At 56.5% G+C, this 18,457-nt stretch carries 20 protein-coding genes and 2 tRNA genes; 3 read left to right on the top strand and 19 right to left on the bottom strand.

Translation table 11 applies throughout. The annotated features are described in order from the left end of the window. Positions 1-5: 5 nt before the first annotated feature. The 13 genes from FQ179_RS09095 to FQ179_RS09035 form a co-directional block, all read right to left on the bottom strand. Entirely contained in the window at positions 6-326 is a 321-nt protein-coding gene (locus FQ179_RS09095; protein WP_149397010.1) for a type IV secretion system protein VirB3, read from the bottom strand. A 3-nt stretch (positions 327-329) separates the two neighbouring features. Beyond that, positions 330-650, bottom strand: coding sequence for a TrbC/VirB2 family protein (locus FQ179_RS09090; protein WP_149397009.1), 321 nt, complete (start codon positions 648-650; stop codon positions 330-332). Positions 651-738: 88 nt separating this feature from the next. Beyond that, positions 739-1,407, bottom strand: coding sequence for a lytic transglycosylase domain-containing protein (locus FQ179_RS09085; RefSeq protein ID WP_149397008.1), 669 nt, complete (start codon positions 1,405-1,407; stop codon positions 739-741). A gap of 13 nt (positions 1,408-1,420) precedes the next feature. Next, a complete protein-coding gene (locus tag FQ179_RS09080) occupies positions 1,421-2,080 on the bottom strand; it encodes a TrbM/KikA/MpfK family conjugal transfer protein (protein ID WP_149397007.1) in 660 nt (219 codons plus the stop codon). A 57-nt stretch (positions 2,081-2,137) separates the two neighbouring features. After that, complete coding sequence (locus tag FQ179_RS09075) at positions 2,138-2,431, bottom strand: hypothetical protein (RefSeq protein WP_149397006.1); 294 nt, start codon at positions 2,429-2,431, stop codon at positions 2,138-2,140. A 116-nt stretch (positions 2,432-2,547) separates the two neighbouring features. Further along, positions 2,548-2,883, bottom strand: a complete 336-nt coding sequence (locus FQ179_RS09070) for a helix-turn-helix domain-containing protein (protein WP_149397005.1) — start codon at positions 2,881-2,883, stop codon at positions 2,548-2,550. Then, the gene (locus tag FQ179_RS09065; RefSeq protein ID WP_149397004.1) at positions 2,876-3,229 is read right to left on the bottom strand and encodes a type II toxin-antitoxin system RelE/ParE family toxin; all 354 of its coding nucleotides are present in this window, start codon (positions 3,227-3,229) and stop codon (positions 2,876-2,878) included. Before FQ179_RS09065 ends, FQ179_RS09070 begins: the two co-directional genes overlap by 8 nt. 76 nt (positions 3,230-3,305) lie before the next feature. Beyond that, a complete protein-coding gene (locus FQ179_RS09060) occupies positions 3,306-4,589 on the bottom strand; it encodes an integrase arm-type DNA-binding domain-containing protein (protein ID WP_149397003.1) in 1,284 nt (427 codons plus the stop codon). 174 nt (positions 4,590-4,763) lie between these two features. Next, positions 4,764-4,848, bottom strand: a tRNA-Leu gene (locus FQ179_RS09055). A gap of 101 nt (positions 4,849-4,949) precedes the next feature. Beyond that, positions 4,950-6,995 carry a nitric oxide reductase activation protein NorD gene (locus tag FQ179_RS09050; protein WP_149397002.1) on the bottom strand — a complete coding sequence of 682 codons (2,046 nt, stop codon included), beginning with the start codon at positions 6,993-6,995 and terminating at the stop codon, positions 4,950-4,952. Between the two features lie 22 nt (positions 6,996-7,017). Then, positions 7,018-7,848, bottom strand: coding sequence for a CbbQ/NirQ/NorQ/GpvN family protein (locus FQ179_RS09045; protein WP_149397001.1), 831 nt, complete (start codon positions 7,846-7,848; stop codon positions 7,018-7,020). 1 nt (position 7,849) lies between these two features. Further along, positions 7,850-9,232, bottom strand: a complete 1,383-nt coding sequence (locus FQ179_RS09040) for a cbb3-type cytochrome c oxidase subunit I (RefSeq protein ID WP_149397000.1) — start codon at positions 9,230-9,232, stop codon at positions 7,850-7,852. A 44-nt stretch (positions 9,233-9,276) separates the two neighbouring features. Beyond that, on the bottom strand, positions 9,277-10,137 hold the full coding sequence (locus FQ179_RS09035) for a c-type cytochrome (RefSeq protein WP_149396999.1): 861 nt from the start codon (positions 10,135-10,137) through the stop codon (positions 9,277-9,279). 416 nt (positions 10,138-10,553) lie between these two features. Here FQ179_RS09035 and htpG point away from each other — a divergent pair, with 416 nt between their 5' ends. Beyond that, positions 10,554-12,467, top strand: coding sequence for a molecular chaperone HtpG (gene htpG, locus FQ179_RS09030; RefSeq protein ID WP_149396998.1), 1,914 nt, complete (start codon positions 10,554-10,556; stop codon positions 12,465-12,467). A gap of 423 nt (positions 12,468-12,890) precedes the next feature. On the opposite strand, the gene ampD is transcribed toward htpG, so the two are convergent. The 3 genes from ampD to FQ179_RS09015 are packed head-to-tail and all read right to left on the bottom strand — an operon-like array spanning position 12,891 to position 14,609. Then, positions 12,891-13,481, bottom strand: coding sequence for a 1,6-anhydro-N-acetylmuramyl-L-alanine amidase AmpD (gene ampD, locus FQ179_RS09025; protein ID WP_149396997.1), 591 nt, complete (start codon positions 13,479-13,481; stop codon positions 12,891-12,893). Then, the gene (locus FQ179_RS22275; RefSeq protein WP_188074604.1) at positions 13,478-13,759 is read right to left on the bottom strand and encodes a PP0621 family protein; all 282 of its coding nucleotides are present in this window, start codon (positions 13,757-13,759) and stop codon (positions 13,478-13,480) included. Before FQ179_RS22275 ends, ampD begins: the two co-directional genes overlap by 4 nt. Then, positions 13,752-14,609 carry an inner membrane protein YpjD gene (locus tag FQ179_RS09015; protein WP_149396995.1) on the bottom strand — a complete coding sequence of 286 codons (858 nt, stop codon included), beginning with the start codon at positions 14,607-14,609 and terminating at the stop codon, positions 13,752-13,754. Before FQ179_RS09015 ends, FQ179_RS22275 begins: the two co-directional genes overlap by 8 nt. A 101-nt stretch (positions 14,610-14,710) precedes the next feature. Here FQ179_RS09015 and ffh point away from each other — a divergent pair, with 101 nt between their 5' ends. Beyond that, on the top strand, positions 14,711-16,135 hold the full coding sequence (gene ffh, locus FQ179_RS09010; RefSeq protein ID WP_149396994.1) for a signal recognition particle protein: 1,425 nt from the start codon (positions 14,711-14,713) through the stop codon (positions 16,133-16,135). 224 nt (positions 16,136-16,359) lie between these two features. Here ffh and pip read toward each other — a convergent pair whose 3' ends face one another. Next, positions 16,360-17,298 (bottom strand): prolyl aminopeptidase, encoded by a 939-nt coding sequence (gene pip, locus FQ179_RS09005; protein WP_149396993.1) that lies wholly within the window; start codon positions 17,296-17,298, stop codon positions 16,360-16,362. Positions 17,299-17,313: 15 nt separating this feature from the next. Beyond that, positions 17,314-17,988 (bottom strand): tRNA (guanosine(46)-N7)-methyltransferase TrmB, encoded by a 675-nt coding sequence (gene trmB, locus FQ179_RS09000; RefSeq protein WP_255474975.1) that lies wholly within the window; start codon positions 17,986-17,988, stop codon positions 17,314-17,316. Between the two features lie 193 nt (positions 17,989-18,181). Here trmB and FQ179_RS08995 point away from each other — a divergent pair. Beyond that, positions 18,182-18,255 (top strand) — tRNA-Gly (locus tag FQ179_RS08995). Between the two features lie 116 nt (positions 18,256-18,371). Here the strand turns inward: FQ179_RS08995 and FQ179_RS08990 are convergent. Next, a partial coding sequence (locus tag FQ179_RS08990) for an IS3 family transposase (protein WP_149397651.1) occupies positions 18,372-18,457 on the bottom strand: 86 nt, incomplete at its 5' end.

The following is an 18,457-nucleotide window of genomic DNA, read 5'->3' as shown; positions in this document are numbered from 1 at the left end:
TTCCTTTATTTGATGAGGTTGCGCCAGGGCCGGTGCCGGTGATAGTCCTGAAGGGCGTAGCTTGAGCCGCGCCAGAAGCGCTGATTGCGGTTACGACGCCGTGTCTTGAGTTCGAGCCAGAGCACGTCCAGCGCTTTGTCGTCATCACGGGTGAGTAGGGCAAGGGCGGGTATGACCAGGAAAAGCAATCCCCACCAAGCCAGGCCAGCCGTCATGGCGATGATTGCTATGCAGGCAAAGGCTCCGAGCAACAGCGTTGTGGGGATGCCCATAAACGTAGCCTTTCGGCCTAGCCCTTTGAAGACCGGATAGGAGTTGGCAGCCATCGCTTACTTCCAAAGCAACATGACCAGCTCTGCGGCAGATCCGGCCAACAGCACTCCGATGCCCCAACGGATGGCATCGTCTTTGCGCATGACCTCGGCGGAATACAGGACGAAGATAATGACGCCGATGATCACGGCGGCAATGGGTAGAATCACATCCAGATTGTCCTTGAGTGTCTGTAGCGTGGATTGCGCCCTGGACAGACCGCCAATGGACTGGGCAAGTGTAGCCTGATGGATACCCATCAGCAGCAACGCTGTAGCCAGCTTGTTAATCATGTGTAGCGAGGGTGCTGCCATTCTGAATTGTTTCAGTAGAGACATGAAAAAAACTCCTGCCCCAAGACGCCGTGTGGCGTTGGGGTCATAGGTGTTGTTGGGAAGATGGAGTGTGGATATGGCCCTGCCTGTGTTAGAGCGCAGCACCATGTTGAGCTTTTGATTCTTTGTCGTGCTTCTGTGCAAAACCGTCCGTCGCTGGGTTAGCAATGAAGCCGTCTGGCGTTCCTTGAACTTGAGTAGGCTGCCCTAGGTCGGAGTTCTGTGTTGACGGTGGTTTCGGCGATTCGCCCTTCTTGGCGGGATCAGACGCTTCTGCTTTTAGAGGTGCTAATGCAGGCACCTTGATGTCGGCCTTTGCCAGGATCTTGCCCACATACCCATTTGTGAATCCGCGCGTGAAGTTGCCGGTGTTGTAGCAGGACAGTGCCGCACGCAAGGCCTGTTGCGGGTCCGTGTGTTGAGGCAATGACCTGGCATAGCAGTCTGCAAGCACCGTCTGGGCAGCTGCCAGATTGCGGCAGGGATCAAAGATGGTTTTCGTGTCCAGGTTTAGCCAAGACCAGTTTCGGACGTTGATCTGTCCTAAACCTGCATCGAAGTCGATACCTTGATCAATGAGGTGTTGGGCTGCTTCGGTGGCTTCCGTCAAAGATCGAGGCTGTTGCAGGTGCATGCCCTTGCGGTTTACGCCGATGGCATACCGCCGACCGCGAGACTCATGACTGATCAAAGCATGTAGCGTTATCGGGTGGATATTGGGTGCGCAGGTCAGCGCCAGGGCGGCAAGTTCTGCGATCATGGAGTGGCCCCTGTCATTGATCGACCCTATGCCTGGGATCCGTTAGAGAGAAATTCCAGCCGCTGGCCCAAAGCCCGTTATGGTCAGCATCCCATTTGGCTTGCGCTGCGTCGTACTCTTTGGTTTCAACCCAGCGCCCGCCCATGCTTGGGCTACCCACGTAGCGTACAGACAGCTCATGAGTCCAGGCATGGTCGTTGTAAACGACACAATAGGTGGGCAGTTGGTCGAGAGTGACGGTGGGAAGCGGATGCACCTCATAAACAGTCTGCCCGCTGTCGCCACCGTACTCGTGCTTACGCCATTTGTATGCCGTATCGGCATAGGTACGGTTCAAATATTCTGAGTCGCATTTCCCGGCCCCGCGTGAGATGGCGTCAATGCGCTCTGGCATGCCCTGATCGGTTGATGCTGGGCATTGAGACAGAAAGGAGCGCCTGGCGTCGACGGTTGCTGACCAGTCCAGGCCATGTTTGCCGTACTTTTTGATGTCGAAGTAGTGATCCAGCGATGGGCTGCATTCGTTGGGTCGCAAGCCGGAAGACAGGCACAGTGTTGCTTCGCAGGCCAGACGAGGGATACCGGTGAGCAGGTCGGCAGCAGCGTGGGTGACAGGAGCCAGGACGCAGGCAAGCGCCAGCGCCCCAGCCCGCAGGACGGGAAGGGATTGCATGAAGGTGTCTCCGGAGAAGGGGTGAGGCGGTTGGCCGTCAAGCAGGCCGGGGATGGGTCAGCGTTGACGCTGTAGAGTCTGCTGGGCGATGGCGATCTGTTCAGGCTTGGCCATGGCCCGCACCAGATGGGCGGTTTCGATCGCGGCCTGGCGGGTATCGCGCAGATGCCCCAAATCAGCCACGATCTGGCGTAGCAAGGTTAGTTCTTCCTGCAGCGTGTCGTCGGCAGACAGCCGCCGCCTTATATAGTTGGACAGGGATAGCCCAGAAAGAGCGGCTGCTTCGCCCAGGCGCGCAGCATGAGACGGGGTCACCCGGATGCGGATGACCTCGGAGAGAGGTTCATTCATGGAATTTGCCTGTGTATAAGTATAAGCGGCTCAGTTGGCGTGGGCCGACACTGGCCGCAGTTGCTGGTTAAGGCTGTAGGTGCGGATCCGGTCTAGATGTCTGCGCGAAGGTCGCCTTAGGCGTGTGTCAGCACCAAATGGCCGATTGATTCCGGCGCTTTTTGCACGCGGATTTCGATGTCGTAGCCCAAACGATTCAGGCAATCCATGAGCTTACGTTCGGAGAAGTTCGAAAACTCACCACGCAGTAGACTCGACACCTTGGGTTGGGTGAGGCCCATGCGCTTTGCTGCTTCGGCCTGTGTCAATCCCCGCTCACGAATAGCCTTGGTGATTTCGACGGTTAGCCCTGATTTGATCTGAAGCTTGCCGGCCTCGGGTAGGCCCAGGTCGGCAAATACATTGCCTGAACTGGTCTCGACCTCGATTCCTTCAACGATGCGTTTATTCATTTCCCAACTCCTGCGCAACAATCGCGGCGGCTTTCAATCGCTGACGGATGATATCCATATCTGGCTTGGGCGTTTCAATACCGCGTTTGCTCTTCTTTTGAAAGACGTGCAACACAAAGATGGCTTGAGCGAAACGCACGGTGTAGACGGTTCGATAAGTACCGCCAGTGTCGTCTTCGACTATTTCCAATACGCCTGCACTGCCGAATCCTTTCAATACTTTCGCCGCTTCGTGCTGTTCGCCGCGCTGGGCAGTGTCAAGCGCATGGCCGAAGAATTTTCGTACGTCTACTGGCAGAGCTAACAGGTCTTTCTTACTGCTGCCAAGCCAGAAAAGAGGTTTCATATAGGAAGGCTTCACGTAAATATACCATTTCTGGGATGGAAAGAAGGGGCTGTTTCAGCTTGAGGGCATATTCGGTTTATCCCCGCTTGAGCCAGAGGACGTTTTCCGCAAGTTTGGGCATCTTGTCCGTCTCCAGTTCGTCCAGGAAATCCGCCCACTGTTGCACCATTTCTTTGCGTTGGGCCAGGAAGGTGGCTCGGTCATAGCTGCCGCCTTGTTCCTCCTTGGACACATGTGCCAGGTGACGCTCAATAACTTCTGGATCCCAGCCTAGATACTCGCGAATCATGGTGCGTGCCGTGGCCCGAAAACCGTGGCCAGTAATCTGCTCTTGGGTGTCATACCCCAAAGTTCGTAAGCCCGAGTTAATCGTGTTGTCGCTGATGTAACGTGATTTGTCGGAGCGCCTGGCCATATTGGGAAATACGGGGCCAGATGGTCCGGTAATCGGGAGGAGATCTTCCAGAATGCGGCGAGCCTGGCGCGACAGAGGCACGATGTGGGCAGGAGTCCGAACATCGCGTTTCTGCCATTCGCGCATCTTCATGTTCTCAGGCGGGCAGCGCCACAGCTTTCTCTTGAGGTCGATATCTTCCCAATGAGCCAGTCGTATCTGACCGGGACGCTGGAAGACCAGGGGTGCCAGACGTAATGCGGCGATGGTGATGAAGTTGCCGCTGTAGCCACGGATGTCGCGCAGAAGTTGGCCAAGTAACTTGGGATCGGTAATGGCAGCGTAATGCCGACTCCGGGGCGTTGGCAGACCACCGGTGTTCTTGTTAACGAAGTTCTGGGTAGGCTCCAGCGCGCCAGTATCTACGGCGTACTGGTAGACGTGTTGCACTGCTTCACGGACTCGCTGAGCCATTTCCAGGTTGCCGCGATCCTTGATGCGATGCAGGCAGCGTACGATTTCCGTGGGTTTGATGCTCTCCATCACCTTATTACCCACCCATGGGAACATATGAATTTCAAGGTGCCTGGTGACTTTTTCCTTGTATCCTGCAGACCACTCACGGTCTTTGTTGGCACTTTTGAGCCAGGCACGCGCCATCAGCTCAAAAGTATTGACCTTGGCAAGTTGTGCCTGTTCCTGCTGCTCTCGACGAAATTTCAGCGGGTCAATACTCTGGGCTCGTTGAGCGTTGGCCTTCCTGGTTTCTTCACGCGCTATGGCGAGGGTTACTGCTGGATAGGCACCCAAGCCAATCTTGAGTTGCTTCTTGTCGGACTTATAGCGATAGATCCAATTTTTGCTTGTTGCGCGCACGCGCAGGTAGAGTCCGTCGCCGTCGGCAATCAAGTACTCTTTGGCGCGTGACGCAGCTGTTCGGATTTTGAGATCGGTCAGGAATCCCATTGGAGTCCCCCCACGGGAAAAATTAAGAGATCCCTAGTCTAGGGGACACTCTGGGGGACGCGCAACGTTGGGATTTACTGAGATTTTGTGAAACATCATGGGTCAGAATTTGCTTCTAACCTCATGATTTTCTTAATGATTTGGTGCGAATTGAACCGTTGTGGAACAAGTCGATGGTGCCCGGGGCCGGAATCGAACCGGCACGCCTTGCGGCGGGGGATTTTGAGTCCCCTGCGTCTACCAATTTCACCACCCGGGCAATTCAGACAGTCGTTCTGTGGAGCACAGAACGTGGCAGGAAGGAGTAATTATATACGCACTATAAAAATTTGCTTGGATCACCCCCAAACAATGCTTTTCTTACAACGAAACCAGTCGTCGCATCCAGTCCAGCAGCACCGTTGGCAAGGCTTCAGGGCGGCTTAGTAGCGCGTATTGCCGTGCGCCAAAGACTGCAGGCAAATATTTGGCGGCCTGCCTGTCTATGGTCAGGCAAAACGGGAACACACCCTGCATTTTGGCTTCGTCCACGGCGCGGCGCATGTCCTCGACGCCGTAGCGGCCCTCGTAGTGGTCCACGTCGTTGGGTTTGCCGTCTGACAGCAGTAGCAGCAATCGGTGCTTGGCGGGTTGCTTCATCAGCATGGTGGTTGCGTGACGCAGGGCAGCGCCGGCGCGGGTGTATTGCTGGGGTTCGAGCGCGGCAATGCGTTGGGCGATGGTGTTGTTGTAGGTTTCGGTAAAGCCCTTAATCGTGCTTACGGTAACGTGGTCGGGGCCATTGCCTGAAAACGCCTGTATGGAATAGGGCTCGCCCATGCGGTCCAGGGCAATGGCCACCAGCAGCAGGGCTTCGCGTTCTACGTCGATGATGCGGCGGTTGTCGGCAAGGTATGAGTCTGTTGACCCGCTTATGTCGATCAGCAACATGATAGCCATGTCGCGAGCCTGTGTGCGTTGTTGCTGGTACAGGGCCTGGGGCATGGGCAGGCCAGATCGTACATCGGCCGCGCCTTCTATATAGGCGTCCAGGTCGATGTCGTCGCCGTCCAGTTGGCGGCGCAGCAGCTGGCGGTCGGCACGCAGCATTTCAAAGCGTTTGCGTATGGTGTCCAGTATGGTTTTGTGGCTGGCCAGGGTTTTGTCTATCCAGGCTTGGGGGCCCAGGTCGGCGGTAAGCAGGCGCACGGTGGCGCCTGGGTGGTGGTAGCCGTTAATACGGTAGTCCCACTCGGGGTAGTGCAAGGCTTCCAGTGTGGTGGCCTGGGGTGCTGTCTGGGTGTTGCTGCGTTTGTCGGGTGGGTCTTCAGACAGCAGCACTTCTTTGGGTTTGCCGGGGCTGGTAATTAGGCGCGCTTCGGGCAGTTCTGACAGGGCGTCGGCGTAGTCTTCGGCAGAGGTCTGTTGGTCGCGGTCTGTGGGGCGTTGCATGCCCATGGGGTCTTCGGCTTTTTCCAGGGGTTCGCCGGGCTGCACCATGATCATGCCGGGGTCGTCGTTATCGTCTTCGCCTTCTTCGGCTTTGCGTTCTTTGGGTCGGCGCTGCATGCGGGCGCTGCGCGAGCTGTCTACCTTTTCATCGTCGCCGTCATCAGCACCCGCTTGTTGCTGGATGAGGTCACCGAAGTCGTCAGGGGGCAGCAGCTCGCCCGTCCACCAGTCTTTGTGCAGGGCGTGCGTATGCGGGCTTTTGGCTTTGGGGCCTGCTTTATTCAGCATGGCCTGCGCCAAGGCCCTAGCGGCGCTCAGGCTTTCTTCTGGCGTCTCACACAGGGGCAAGCCGGGCACAACGCTGCTCACAGGTTGTTGCAGCACCGAGCGCACATAGCCTTCGATTGGACGGCATAACGGCGGCTGTTGCGTGACCTCTGGTCTGGCACCTAAAGCCCATTCGCGCAGGTGGTCTATGGATCGCGCCATGCCGGGCAGGGTGGCGGACAGGGCCTGGTCGCAGGCGTAGGCTTCCAGGATCAAGTACAGGGCGCTGGTGATGGGGCAGCTCGTGCCTGCTATGGCCTGCGCGCTGCCGCGTTGCAGTCGCATGGCTTGCAGCAGTGCCATGGCGCGGTAGCGTTCCAGAGCAATGGCCATGTCGGTGGTGCCGACGTTGCCGGGCAGCCAGATGTGGGTGCCGTTGGTGGCGGGCACGGCGTGGGGTGATTGCCGTATGTCGTGTCGCCTGAATAGTCTGGTTAGTACAGTAGGGATGGCGGGCGGCGAGGCCACGCGCAGCGTGGGGCTGTCGTTGAAGATGGCGGTAATCAGCAGGTCAAGGCGGGGTGATACTTCAGCCAGAATAATCGGGCTTGCCTCGGTGCGATCGCCGCGCCGCCGCAGCCATAGTTGGCGGGCGTAAATGGTGGCGTGGCGCGCAGCGTCCTGCAGGACGTCTTCCGCTTCAGCCATGGCACAGCTCCTTCAGGGGGTACTACACAAACGTCAGTTCGACCAGGTCGTTCATGGCACCTACCAATGCGGCGTCGTCTGACAGGGGTGAAACCAATGCTACCTGGCAGGCACGCTTAACGGGTATGCCGTGTGCGATCAGGCCGGCAGTGGCAACCAGCAGGCGCGTGCTGGGTACTTCGGCCAGCCCGCGGTCTTGAAAGGCCCGCAGTTTGTGCGCCAGGCTAACCAGTGCGGTAACGGTGGGGCGGTCGATGCCGGTTTCTTGCATGACGATTTCAGCTTCGCGTTCTGCGGGCGGAAACTCAAAGTCTAGCGCCACAAAGCGTTGACGCGTGCTGGGCTTGAGGTCTTTCAGCATGCGCTGGTAGCCGGGGTTGTACGACACCACCAATTGAAAGCCAGGCGCGGCGTTTATGGTTTCGCCGGTTTTGTCGATGGAAAGCGAGCGCCGGTAGTCGGTTAGCGGGTGCAGTACGACAATGGTGTCTTGCCGCGCTTCAACCACTTCGTCCAGGTAACAGATAGCACCGTTGCGTACGGCGGTTGTCAGGGGGCCATCTTGCCAGACGGTGCTGTCGTGCTGGATAAGAAAACGGCCGATGAGGTCACTGGCGCTCAGGTCATCATGGCATGACACGGTAATAAGCGGGCGGTTTAGCCGCCACGCCATGTGTTCCACAAACCGTGTTTTGCCGCAGCCGGTGGGGCCTTTAAGCATGACCGCCAGCTTGTTCTGGTGGCATTGCTCAAACAGTGACACTTCGTCGGACGAGGGCAGGTAGTAGGGTTGTGCGCCGGGGTCACGCGCGTCTAGCTGGCTTTCCCCGGCGTTTAATACATGTTCCTGCATATCATCCTGTCTGTTCGTTGGCTAACCGTGTGTCGCGCAGTTCGTGACGTGGAGGGCCTTCGCGTACGTCGAACTTCGGTGGGCAGCGGAAGAAGTCATAGATAAACAGACCCACGCCTGTGGCAAACAGTGATGCCGCAGCAATCAGCATAAGAAAGTGCACTTGTATCTTGAGCTGCACATCGAGGTAGCCAATACCCATGACGCGCTCCAGGTACACTTGGCCTATGCCTGCGGTGGCAAACGACAACACCATGCCAAACATGCCAGCCATCTGCAGCCAGAAGGCCCAGTAGCCTATGGAGCTGCCTTCGTCGTTGCGGCCTGCAGTAATGGAAGGCATGGCGTAGACGATGACGGCCATCACAATCATGGCGTAGGCCCCGTAAAAGGCGCCGTGGCCGTGCATGGCGGTAATCAGGGTGCCGTGCGTCCATTTGTTAATGTCAGGAAACGTGTGTGCCAGCCCGAGCAGGCCTGCGCCAAACAGCGTGAACAGGGCACTGCCTATGGTCCAGTGCAAGGCCAGCATGTTGGGGTGGCGAATGCCGGTGCGTCGGATGGCGAAGTAGGCATACATGGCCATGCCCAGCAGTGCGAGAGGCTCAAGGGCACTGAAGAAACCGCCCAGTGGCAGCCAGTAGCCAGGTACACCCACCCAGTAGTAGTGGTGGGCGGTGCCCAGAATGCCGGCGATAAAGACCAGGCCCACAATCACGTATAGCCATTTCTCCATGACCTCACGGTCGGCGCCTGACAGACGAATCAGCAGGTAGGCCAGGAAGGAAGCCTGGATCATTTCCCACACGCCTTCCACCCACAGGTGTATCGTCCACCAGCGGTAGTAGATGGAGACGACATAGTTTTGGTAATGCAGCAGGGCTGGCAGGTACAGCAACGCCGAACTACCCAGGCCCAGCAGCAGCACGCCTTCTGTGGTGGTGAACCGCCCTGATTTCTTTATGGTCATGCCGACGTTATAAAGAAAGATCAGCATACAGATGACGATAACTATCTTGTGTGGCAGGGGTTGTTCCAGCAGTTTGTTGCCGGTGCCGTAGCCAAACAAGTAGCCAATGACGGCGGTTACGCCCATTAGCCCCCAAAGTATCAACTGTATATAGGCCAGTTTCACGCTGTACAACTCTGTGCGTGACTCGTCGGCCACGATCCAGTATGTGCCACCCATAAAACCAGTGAGTACCCACACAATCAACAGGTTGGTGTGTATGGTTTTGGTGACGTCAAAAGGCAATATGCTTAGCAGTGGGTCGGGGCCCAGGTATTTGGCGGCCGACAACAGGCCGAAAACCAGTTGCAGGCCGAACAGAATCAAGGCAAGCGCAAAATACCAGTAGGCGACTGATTGTGATCTGTATCGCATGGCGACTCCTGTGGGGGTAAGGCTATTCCGGTTCAACGAACCCATTATTTAAAGGAAGCGAGGTAAGCCACTAAGTGGTCAATGTCTTCTTTGCTCAGGTCCTTACCGTAGGAAGGGGGCATAAAAGACACGCCGTTGGCTGAAAACATGGGTCCTGGGTACAGATAGGCACTGGGTTCCACAATGGATTCGCGGATGAATTCCTCGGGCGTGGTCGCTTTGCCTTTGTAGTCGTCCGATTTAATGGTTTCTGCAGCAACCGTGGCAAGGTTGGCCAAGCTGGGGCCAGCCAGGTTTACGCCAGGCGCCATGGAGTGACAGGCCGCACAGGTGGGTACCGCAGATTTGAACAAGGCCTGTCCCAGCGCAATGGGGTTGTTGTCCGTGGATACAGGGCGTGCTCCCGGAGGTGCGCTGCTTGCGCTTGACTGCTGGCTTTGCTGGTCTATGGCAAGGTCGGTACCCGGTATGGAGCCACCGCTCACTAGAATAGGCCTTGGTGGCCAGCCTTGGTTGTCAACCTTGCTTACCCAGTCCATGAAAGCGATGACGTCGGTGATTTCGCCGTCTTTCATGTTGAGGTTGGGCATGATGCGCCGGTGTTTCTGCTCGTCGTAAAACTGCGAGGGGTCTTTCAGAAACGCCGTCAGGTAAGGCACACCGCGCTGCTGGGTAATTTTGGTAAGGTCAGGGGCGTAGTACGCGCCTTCACCAAACATGGTGTGACAGTTAATACAGTTGTACGCGTGCCAGACGTTCTGGCCACGCACAACGGTGTCGGTAATGTTTTCTGAGTTTGTCAGCTTGGGAAACTGGCGATGGCTATCGACCGTCAGGCCAAGAAATAGAACGGCAGCAAAAGCCGTCGAGCCTATGGCAAAAAGTCGAGTTTGACGTTTATTCATTTTTTTGTCCCCCCGGCTATACGCCGATGCCGGTCCAGTACATGACGGCAATAACACTTGCGTAACCGACGGATGCAACCATCAGGGCGATAACGACAAGGCCGACTATCTTCAAGACATTAAATAGCGCTAGCACGATCGCACTCCTTTGTTCTGGGCTGTGATTCTAGATACGAAACTGACGGCAACCTGTTGGCTACATTCAGTTATAGGTGCCACCCTACCGTACAGGCCGTGATATTAGCGTAACAACATGTGTCTGAAACCGGTGCCAACACTTGAAAATTTGCGAGGTCCCCCCATGTTGTTGGGACTTGCCGCCAAGCGCCTTCTGGTGCGGTGCGCTCATCGCTGCGCTGTTTCTTCGAATCAGTGCTCTGATTTCATTGTTAATTTTTTGTTTTTGCCAGGCTCACATGACTAATACCGCTACGCCCGCTGCTTCAGAAACCATGGGTTTCCAGGCCGAAGTAAAACAATTGCTTCACCTGATGATTCATTCGCTTTATAGCAACAAAGAGATCTTTCTGCGTGAGCTTGTCTCCAATGCGTCTGATGCGTGCGACAAGTTGCGTTTTCAGGCCATTGACGACCCTGAGCTGTACCAGGGCGATGCAGATCTTCGCATTCGCATAGAGTTCGACAAAGAACAGCGCACTATTACCATCTCCGACAACGGCATCGGCATGACGCGCGACGAGGCCGTGTCCAACCTGGGCACCATTGCCCGCTCTGGCACCAAAGAGTTTTTCTCTCAGCTTACCGGCGACAAGCAAAAAGATGCTCAGCTCATTGGCCAGTTTGGCGTGGGCTTTTACTCTTCGTTTATCGTGGCCAAGAAGGTTTCGGTACTTAGCCGCCGCGCGGGTGTGGCCGAAACCGACGCCGTGCTGTGGGAATCTGACGGTGAAGGCGAGTTTGAAGTAACCCAGGTTGAAAAGGCCGATCGCGGCACCTCGGTTACGCTGTATCTGCGTGATGACGAAGACGAGTTCCTCAATGGTTATAAGCTGCGCGAAGTGCTGCGTCGCTACTCAGACCATATTTCTTTGCCCGTTCAAATGAAAAAAGAAGAATGGAACGAAGAAAAGTCTGAAATGGTCGAGACCAATGAGTGGGAAAACGTCAACCAGGCCAGCGCCTTGTGGACGCGTTCCAAAGGCGATATTACTGAAGAGCAATACAAAGAGTTTTACAAGCATATTGCGCATGATTTTGAAGACCCGCTCGCCTGGACGCACAACCGTGTAGAAGGCCGCAGCGAGTACACGCAGTTGCTGTACATACCTAAGCGCGCACCCTTTGATCTTTGGGATCGCGATGCCAAGCGTGGCGTCAAGCTATATGTAAAACGCGTGTTCATTATGGACGACGCCGAGCAACTGCTGCCCATGTACCTGCGTTTTGTGCGCGGTGTTATTGATTCTGCTGATCTGCCGCTTAACGTGTCGCGCGAAATTCTTCAAGAAAGCCGTGATGTACGGGTTATTCGCGAAGGTTCTGCCAAGCGTGTGCTGTCGCTTATTGAAGACATCGCCGAAAACAAGCCCGAAGAATATACCGAGTTCTGGGGCCAGTTCGGTCAGGTGCTTAAAGAGGGCGTGGGCGAAGACGCATCCAACAAAGAGCGTATTGCCAAGCTGTTGCGTTTTGCTTCCACACACAATGAAGGTTCCGCGCAAACCGTTACGCTAGCCGACTACGTGTCGCGCATGAAAGAAGGGCAAGACAAAATCTATTACGTCAGTGCCGAGTCGTTTGTGGCCGCCAGCAATAGCCCGCATTTGGAAATCTTCCGCAAGAAAGGGCTAGAGGTCTTGTTGCTGTCTGATCGCGTTGATGAGTGGATGTTGTCTTATCTGCGCGAGTTTGACGGCAAGCCTATGGTTTCCATTGCCAAGGGCGGGCTCGATCTTGACAGCCTGGCAGATGAAGAAGAGAAAAAGCATCAGGCTGAAGTGGCAGAAAACTTCAAGCCACTGGTCGAGCGTTTGCAGGCTTCGTTGGGTGACAAGGTAAAAGAGGTACGTGTTACCGGTCGTCTGGTTGATTCGCCCGCTTGCGTGGTGGTCGATGAAAACGAGATCAGCCCGCATCTGCTGCGTATGTTGCAGGCTGCTGGTCAACAGGCGCCTGACGTCAAGCCCATACTTGAGATTAACCCCGAGCATGCGCTGGTAGGCCGTCTTAATGACGCCGCTGATGCTGACTTTGGTGATTGGGCAGAGTTGTTGCTTGATCAAGCCATGCTGGCTGAAGGCGCAAGCCTGCAAGACCCAGCAGCGTTTGTGAAGCGCATGAATCGCCTGCTGTTGGGGCAAGCAGCCTAAGCACAGGCGGTAGGTGGCAGCGACCTGTGCAATGCGTGGGTCGCCGCCACAGGCAGATTTGTTTTAAAGCAGGCAAGGCCGGGCATCTTTAACAGAAGCCCGGCTTTTTTCTGTGCGCTCGTGTCGCCACTGCAGCAGCTTCCGTGTTTTACGCCGATTGCTCGTATCACGACTGAAGCAGGTTCCGTGTTTGACGCCGATCAGTGATGGTGTTTTAAATGCTTGCCCACGCATACCTACCGATCTTGCTCAATCGCGCTGAATTAGCCTTGAGCAAGAGTGTCTTTCTGAAAACGGTTGACTCACTATTGGAGAGCGCGGTAGCTTGCGGGACATTTCAGTGAACTGACCTGTCGCATTGGCTTTCTGCCGACCGCACCTCAGCATGCAATGGTGCGCATGGGCACGCCATGCTCAGCACGTCTAGACTGCTGGTAGCTGCCTTCTGAACCAGCCGCTCTCGTGCTCATACCTGACCCAGTCAAAACACGGCCCTGGGTCGGTCTTGCGGCCGGGTGCGATATGCTCGTGGCCTCGCACGGCCCTAAGCGGATGACGGGTGCGCAAAACGTGCGTTAGCCTGTTCAGCGTGCTGTATTGCTGGTCGGTAAAGGGCGTGGTGTCTGTGCCCTCAAGCTCAATGCCAAGCGAAAAATCATTACAGCGCTCGCGGTGTTCGAATTGCGATACACCTGCGTGCCAGGCACGCAGGTTGGTGGGTACAAACTGGATAACACTGCCGTCGCGGCGAATGAAAAAGTGCGCCGATACATGCAGGCCGCGCAAGCGCTCAAGCCAGGGGTGCGAGTCGTAATTGAGCTGGTTGGTAAAAAGATCAGCAACCTCAGGCCCGCCAAAAACACCGGGCGGCAGGCTGATGTTGTGAATGACGAGCAGGGTGGGCTCTTCGTTGCCGGGACGTGTATCGCAATTGGGTGAGGCATTGTGCGTAACAATGCCTGGCACAACTGTTAACCAGCCTTGTCGATCAAGAAGTAGCGGAGGGCAGCTCACTGCTTGTGGCCCAGACGGGCATGCTCTTGGCTGCACCAGGTATGCCCCCCAATAAGCACGGCCTCGGAACGCGGCAGATGTATGCCGCAGTGCTCACATCGCACCATGGCTTCAGCCGTATCGCCCACGCTGGGCGTGCCAGGTGGCTTGTCGCGGCCGGCAGGGCGCGCGCGTTTGGCGTTGTCGGGGTTGTTGCTGTTTTCTTGGTGGCGGGCAATGATGCGCGCGGCCATCAAGCCGGCAATAATGACAATGGCCCAGAAAATAAATTTACCCAACATAGCCTCGCTGCAGTATGACGTCGAGCACGAATCGGCTGCCCGAATAAGAGAATAGCAGGAAGGTGAAGCCTACGAGTGTCCAGCGCAGCGCAATGCGCCCGCGCCAGCCGCGTGTATGGCGACCCAGCAGCAGCACAACAAAGGTTGCCCACGACAAAAGCGTGAAGACGGTTTTGTGGTCTAGCGGGAAGGCAACGCCGTAAAGACGCAGCGACACCACAATGCCGGTGAGGATGGTAAGTGTAAGAATGGCAAAGCCGATCCAGATGAGGCGGAACAGCAATACCTCTTGCAGCAACAGCGGCGGCATGGAATCAAGCGCACGGTCAAACATGGTGCGGCTGCCCTCGGCCTGCACTGGCCGGTGCAGCTGGCGGTCTAGCGCCGCCATAAGCATGGCTTGCAACGCGGCAACGGTAATAAGGCCGTAGGCTGTGAGCGCAATGAGTAAATGGGTGCGCAGCCAATCGCTGCTGGCATGTGCAATAAGGTGCCCGCCGGGGAAGAGCGTGGCTAGCAGTGCGGCGATGGTGGCGGCTGGTAGTAGAATGAGCAGCAGGCCGTCGATCTGCATAACCAGGTTTTCAAGCCAGAATACGATCAAGCCCAGCCAGAAGGCGGCAGACAGAGCAATAGCCCAGCCCAGGAAAAGCCCGTGTGTGGGGATAATGATGCTGACCAGGCCTATGCCGTGCAGTACGATGGCACCCGCCAGACACACCCGCCGAATGGTGCCCGCTTTTACCTTGTCTTCGTTTTCTGCCCTGGCAAGAGGGCGCCACAATGCGACCGCGAGTATGGCGTATGACATGGCGGCCAGCAAGTGAAATACAATGCCTACAGACATAGTCCCTTGGGTTCTGGTTACAAAGCCGGGGCAAGCCCCAAACCGGATTATTTTAGTCTGGATTCCAGACTGCGACTAACTAGTTTAAGCGAAACTTCTTTATGCTCGACAATCTTACCCAACGTCTATCGCGCGTCGTCAAGACAATGCGCGGTGAAGCACGCCTTACCGAAGCCAACACGCAAGAAATGTTGCGCGAGGTACGGCTGGCCCTGCTCGAGGCTGACGTCTCCTTGCCCGTGGTGCGTGATTTTGTAGCGCGTGTCAGAGAACGTGCGCTTGGCCAGGATGTGGTCGGTAGCCTTAACCCGGGGCAGGCCCTGGTGGGTATCGTCCATAAAGAGCTTACCGCACTTATGGGCGGTGATCTTGGCGAAGAGGCCGGCGAGCTGTCGCTGTCCACGCAGCCGCCGGCGGTTATTCTTATGGCCGGCCTGCAGGGTGCAGGTAAAACCACCACCACCGGTAAGCTGGCCAAATGGCTGAATGAGGGTGGTCACACCCAGAAGGGCCGCAAAACCGGCAAGAAGAAGGTGCTGGTCGTCAGTGCCGACGTGTACCGCCCGGCTGCGATTGAACAGCTTAAAACCGTGGCAGCGCAGGTGCATGTTGATTTCCTGCCGTCTGACACCTCGCAAAAGCCTGAAGACATCGCACGTGGCGCGCTCGATCACGCCAAGCGCCATCATTACGACGTGCTTATTGTCGATACCGCGGGTCGCCTGGGTATTGATGAGGCCATGATGCGCGAGATTCGTGCGCTGCACGATCTGCTCAAACCTATTGAAACGCTGTTTGTGGTCGATGCCATGCAGGGCCAGGATGCGGTTAACGTAGCCCGCGCCTTTGCTGATGCCTTGCCGCTGACGGGTGTGGTGCTTACCAAGCTCGATGGCGATGCGCGCGGTGGTGCAGCGTTGTCGGTGCGGCATGTTACCGGCAAGCCCCTCAAGTTTGTGGGCATGTCAGAAAAGCTCGATGGGCTTGAGCCGTTTCACCCCGAGCGCATGGCGCAGCGCGTACTGGGCATGGGCGACATTGTGTCGTTGGTTGAGCAGGCTCAGCGCAATATTGACGTGGCCGAAGCCGAAAAGCTGGCGCACAAGATCAAGTCGGGCAACAAGTTTGACCTGAATGATTTTCGCGATCAGCTGCAGCAGGTCAAAAAGATGGGCGATATGGGCTCGTTGCTCGAAAAGCTGCCAGCACAGTTTGCGCAGGCAGCAGGGCAGTTACAGGGCGGTCAGGCTGAAAAGCAGTTGCGCCGCAGTGAGGGCATCCTCAACTCCATGACCGCCGCTGAGCGGGCCAAACCCGAACTGCTCAAGGCGTCACGCAAGCGTCGTATTGCGACGGGCGCAGGCGTGCATGTGCAAGAGGTTAATCGTTTGCTTACTCAGTATGACCAGATGCAGGGCATGATGAAGCAAATGAAAAAAGGCGGCATGGCCAAGATGATGCGGTCCATGGGTGGCCTGAAAGGCATGACCAAGGGCATGGGGATGGGGAAGGGCGCTAAGCGTTAAGTGCTGGCCGTGGGCGGGCCTTGCTCGGTCTGGCCCCTGGGCACAGGCTTCAGCGGGCATTAGCAGACCTAAACAGACCTCAGCGGGGTCACAATCGGGTTTCAGCTCAGATCCACTATACCCATCGTGGCTTGCGGCCCTGCCAAGCGGGCAACAAGCCTAAGCTAGCTTATAAACGTGTATGTAGGCAGCCCCCGGCCGCAGTAGCGGCCGGGCATCAGCCCCTAACGCTGGCTGAACTGGTCAGTGGCCGCAAGTAGCCGGGCCAGTATGCCCGGTTCGTCAAAGGCATGGCCGGCATCGTCCACAATATGAAACTCGGCGGTCGGCCAGGCCTGGTGCAGGTCCCAGGCCGTACGTGCTGGCGTGCAGGCATCGTAGCGACCCTGCACAATGACACCCGGTATATCTTTTAGCTTATGGGCGTCGCGCAGCAATTGGCCTTCTTCCATAAAGCCTTTATGCGTGAAGTAGTGGTTTTCAATGCGGGCAAAGGCCAGGGCAGAGTCGTCGGCCGCATGTGACTGGGTATGGGCGGGGCTGGGCAACAGGGTAATGGTGTGGCTTTCCCATTGTGTCCAGGCATGCGCTGCCTGCAGTTGCGCCACGCGGTCGTCGCCGGTAAGGCGGCGATGGTAGGCGGCCACCAGGTCGTGCTGTTCGTCTTGCGGGATGGGTGCCAGGTAATGCTGCCACTGCTCAGGAAACAGCCACGACGCACCTTCTTGATAAAACCAGCGTATTTCGGCCTGACGTATGGTGAATATGCCCCGTACGATAAGCTCGCTGACGCGGTCGGTATGCTTTTCTGCATAGGCCAGCGCCAGGGTTGAGCCCCACGAGCCGCCAAACACTTGCATGCGATCCGCTTTCAATACCTCGACACGTAGCCGCTCGATATCGCTGACCAAGTGCCATGTGGTGTTGTTGTCGAGGCTGGCATGGGGCTTAGACCGCCCGCAGCCGCGCTGGTCGAACAATAAAATGTTGTAGTGTTCAGGGTTGAACAGCCGACGGTGTGCAGGCGAACAGCCACCCCCTGGCCCTCCGTGCAGAAAGACGGTGGGCTTGCCCTGAGGGTTGCCGCAGAGCTCCCAATACACCTGGTGGCCATCGCCAGTGTCCAGGAACCCTTGTGCGTAAGGCTGTATTTCTGGGTACACGTGTGCTTCCTTGTTTTATCGTCGACGGAAGATAAGATCCCACACGCCATGGCCCAAGCGTAGCCCACGTGTTTCAAATTTGGTTTGCGGGCGAAACTCTGGCCGTTGCGCGTAGCCGCTGGCCGTGTTGGCCAGCAAGGGTTCTGCTGATAGTACCTCGAGCATTTGCTCGGCGTAGTTTTCCCAGTCGGTGGCGCAGTGTATATACCCACCCGGTGCGAGGCGGCTGGCCAGTAGTGCGACAAAGGGCGGCTGTACCAGGCGGCGCTTGTGATGGCGGTTTTTAGGCCAGGGGTCTGGAAAATAAATGTGTACGCCAGCCAGCGAGTCGGGGGCGATCATGTCGCGTACCACCTCGACCGCATCGTGCTGAATGATGCGGATATTGGTTGGCCCGCCCTCGTCGATGCGCTTGAGCAGGGCACCCACGCCGGCATTAAATACCTCTATGCCCAGAAAATTGTCATCGGGCCGTGCATCGGCAATTTTTTGCGTGGTTTCACCCATGCCAAAGCCAATTTCGAGAATAAGCGGCGCATTGCGCCCAAAGGCTTTTTCGACGTTAAGCGGTGTTTTGCGGTATGGAATTGACCACAACGGCATAAGCCGGTCGAGTGCTTCTTTTTGGCTAGGCGTGATGTGCGCACGGCGGTGCACGAAACTGCGTATATGGCCTACGCCTGATGGCATGGTAGATGTTGTTACCACGGGCGAGCCGTCTTCTTGAGGAAGCTGCTCTGTCGCTGGCGCGGTGTGTTGGTCGTTCGAGTTCATACCCGCAATTGTAGCTAGCCAGAGACGTGTTTCGGCGCGTTTTGCAAAAAAACTGCCAAGCTTGTTCAAAATGGGCTCACGCTAGGGCTATAATGCCAAGCTTCGCGATGCGGGTGTAGTTCAATGGTAGAACGGCAGCTTCCCAAGCTGCATACGAGGGTTCGATTCCCTTCACCCGCTCCACTTCGCTATCCGTCCGGCATATCTACTGTTGTCGGCTAAGCAATCAAGTTCGGTTCTTGGCTCTTCCCCATTAAAAATGAACTGACCCCAATTAGTTGGACATTTGAAGCAGGTGGTTAACCCACTGAGCACTGAGTTCTGTATTGAACTGGACTCAGTCCTTTTAATTTGGTCTTGATCCGCTCGTGATTGTAGTAGTGAA

This window comes from Pusillimonas sp. ANT_WB101 (assembly GCF_008369125.1).
Taxonomy (GTDB): Bacteria; Pseudomonadota; Gammaproteobacteria; order Burkholderiales; family Burkholderiaceae_B; genus Allopusillimonas.
The sequence above is the reverse complement of the archived record's forward strand: the minus strand, read 5'-3'. Positions and strand labels throughout refer to the sequence as shown.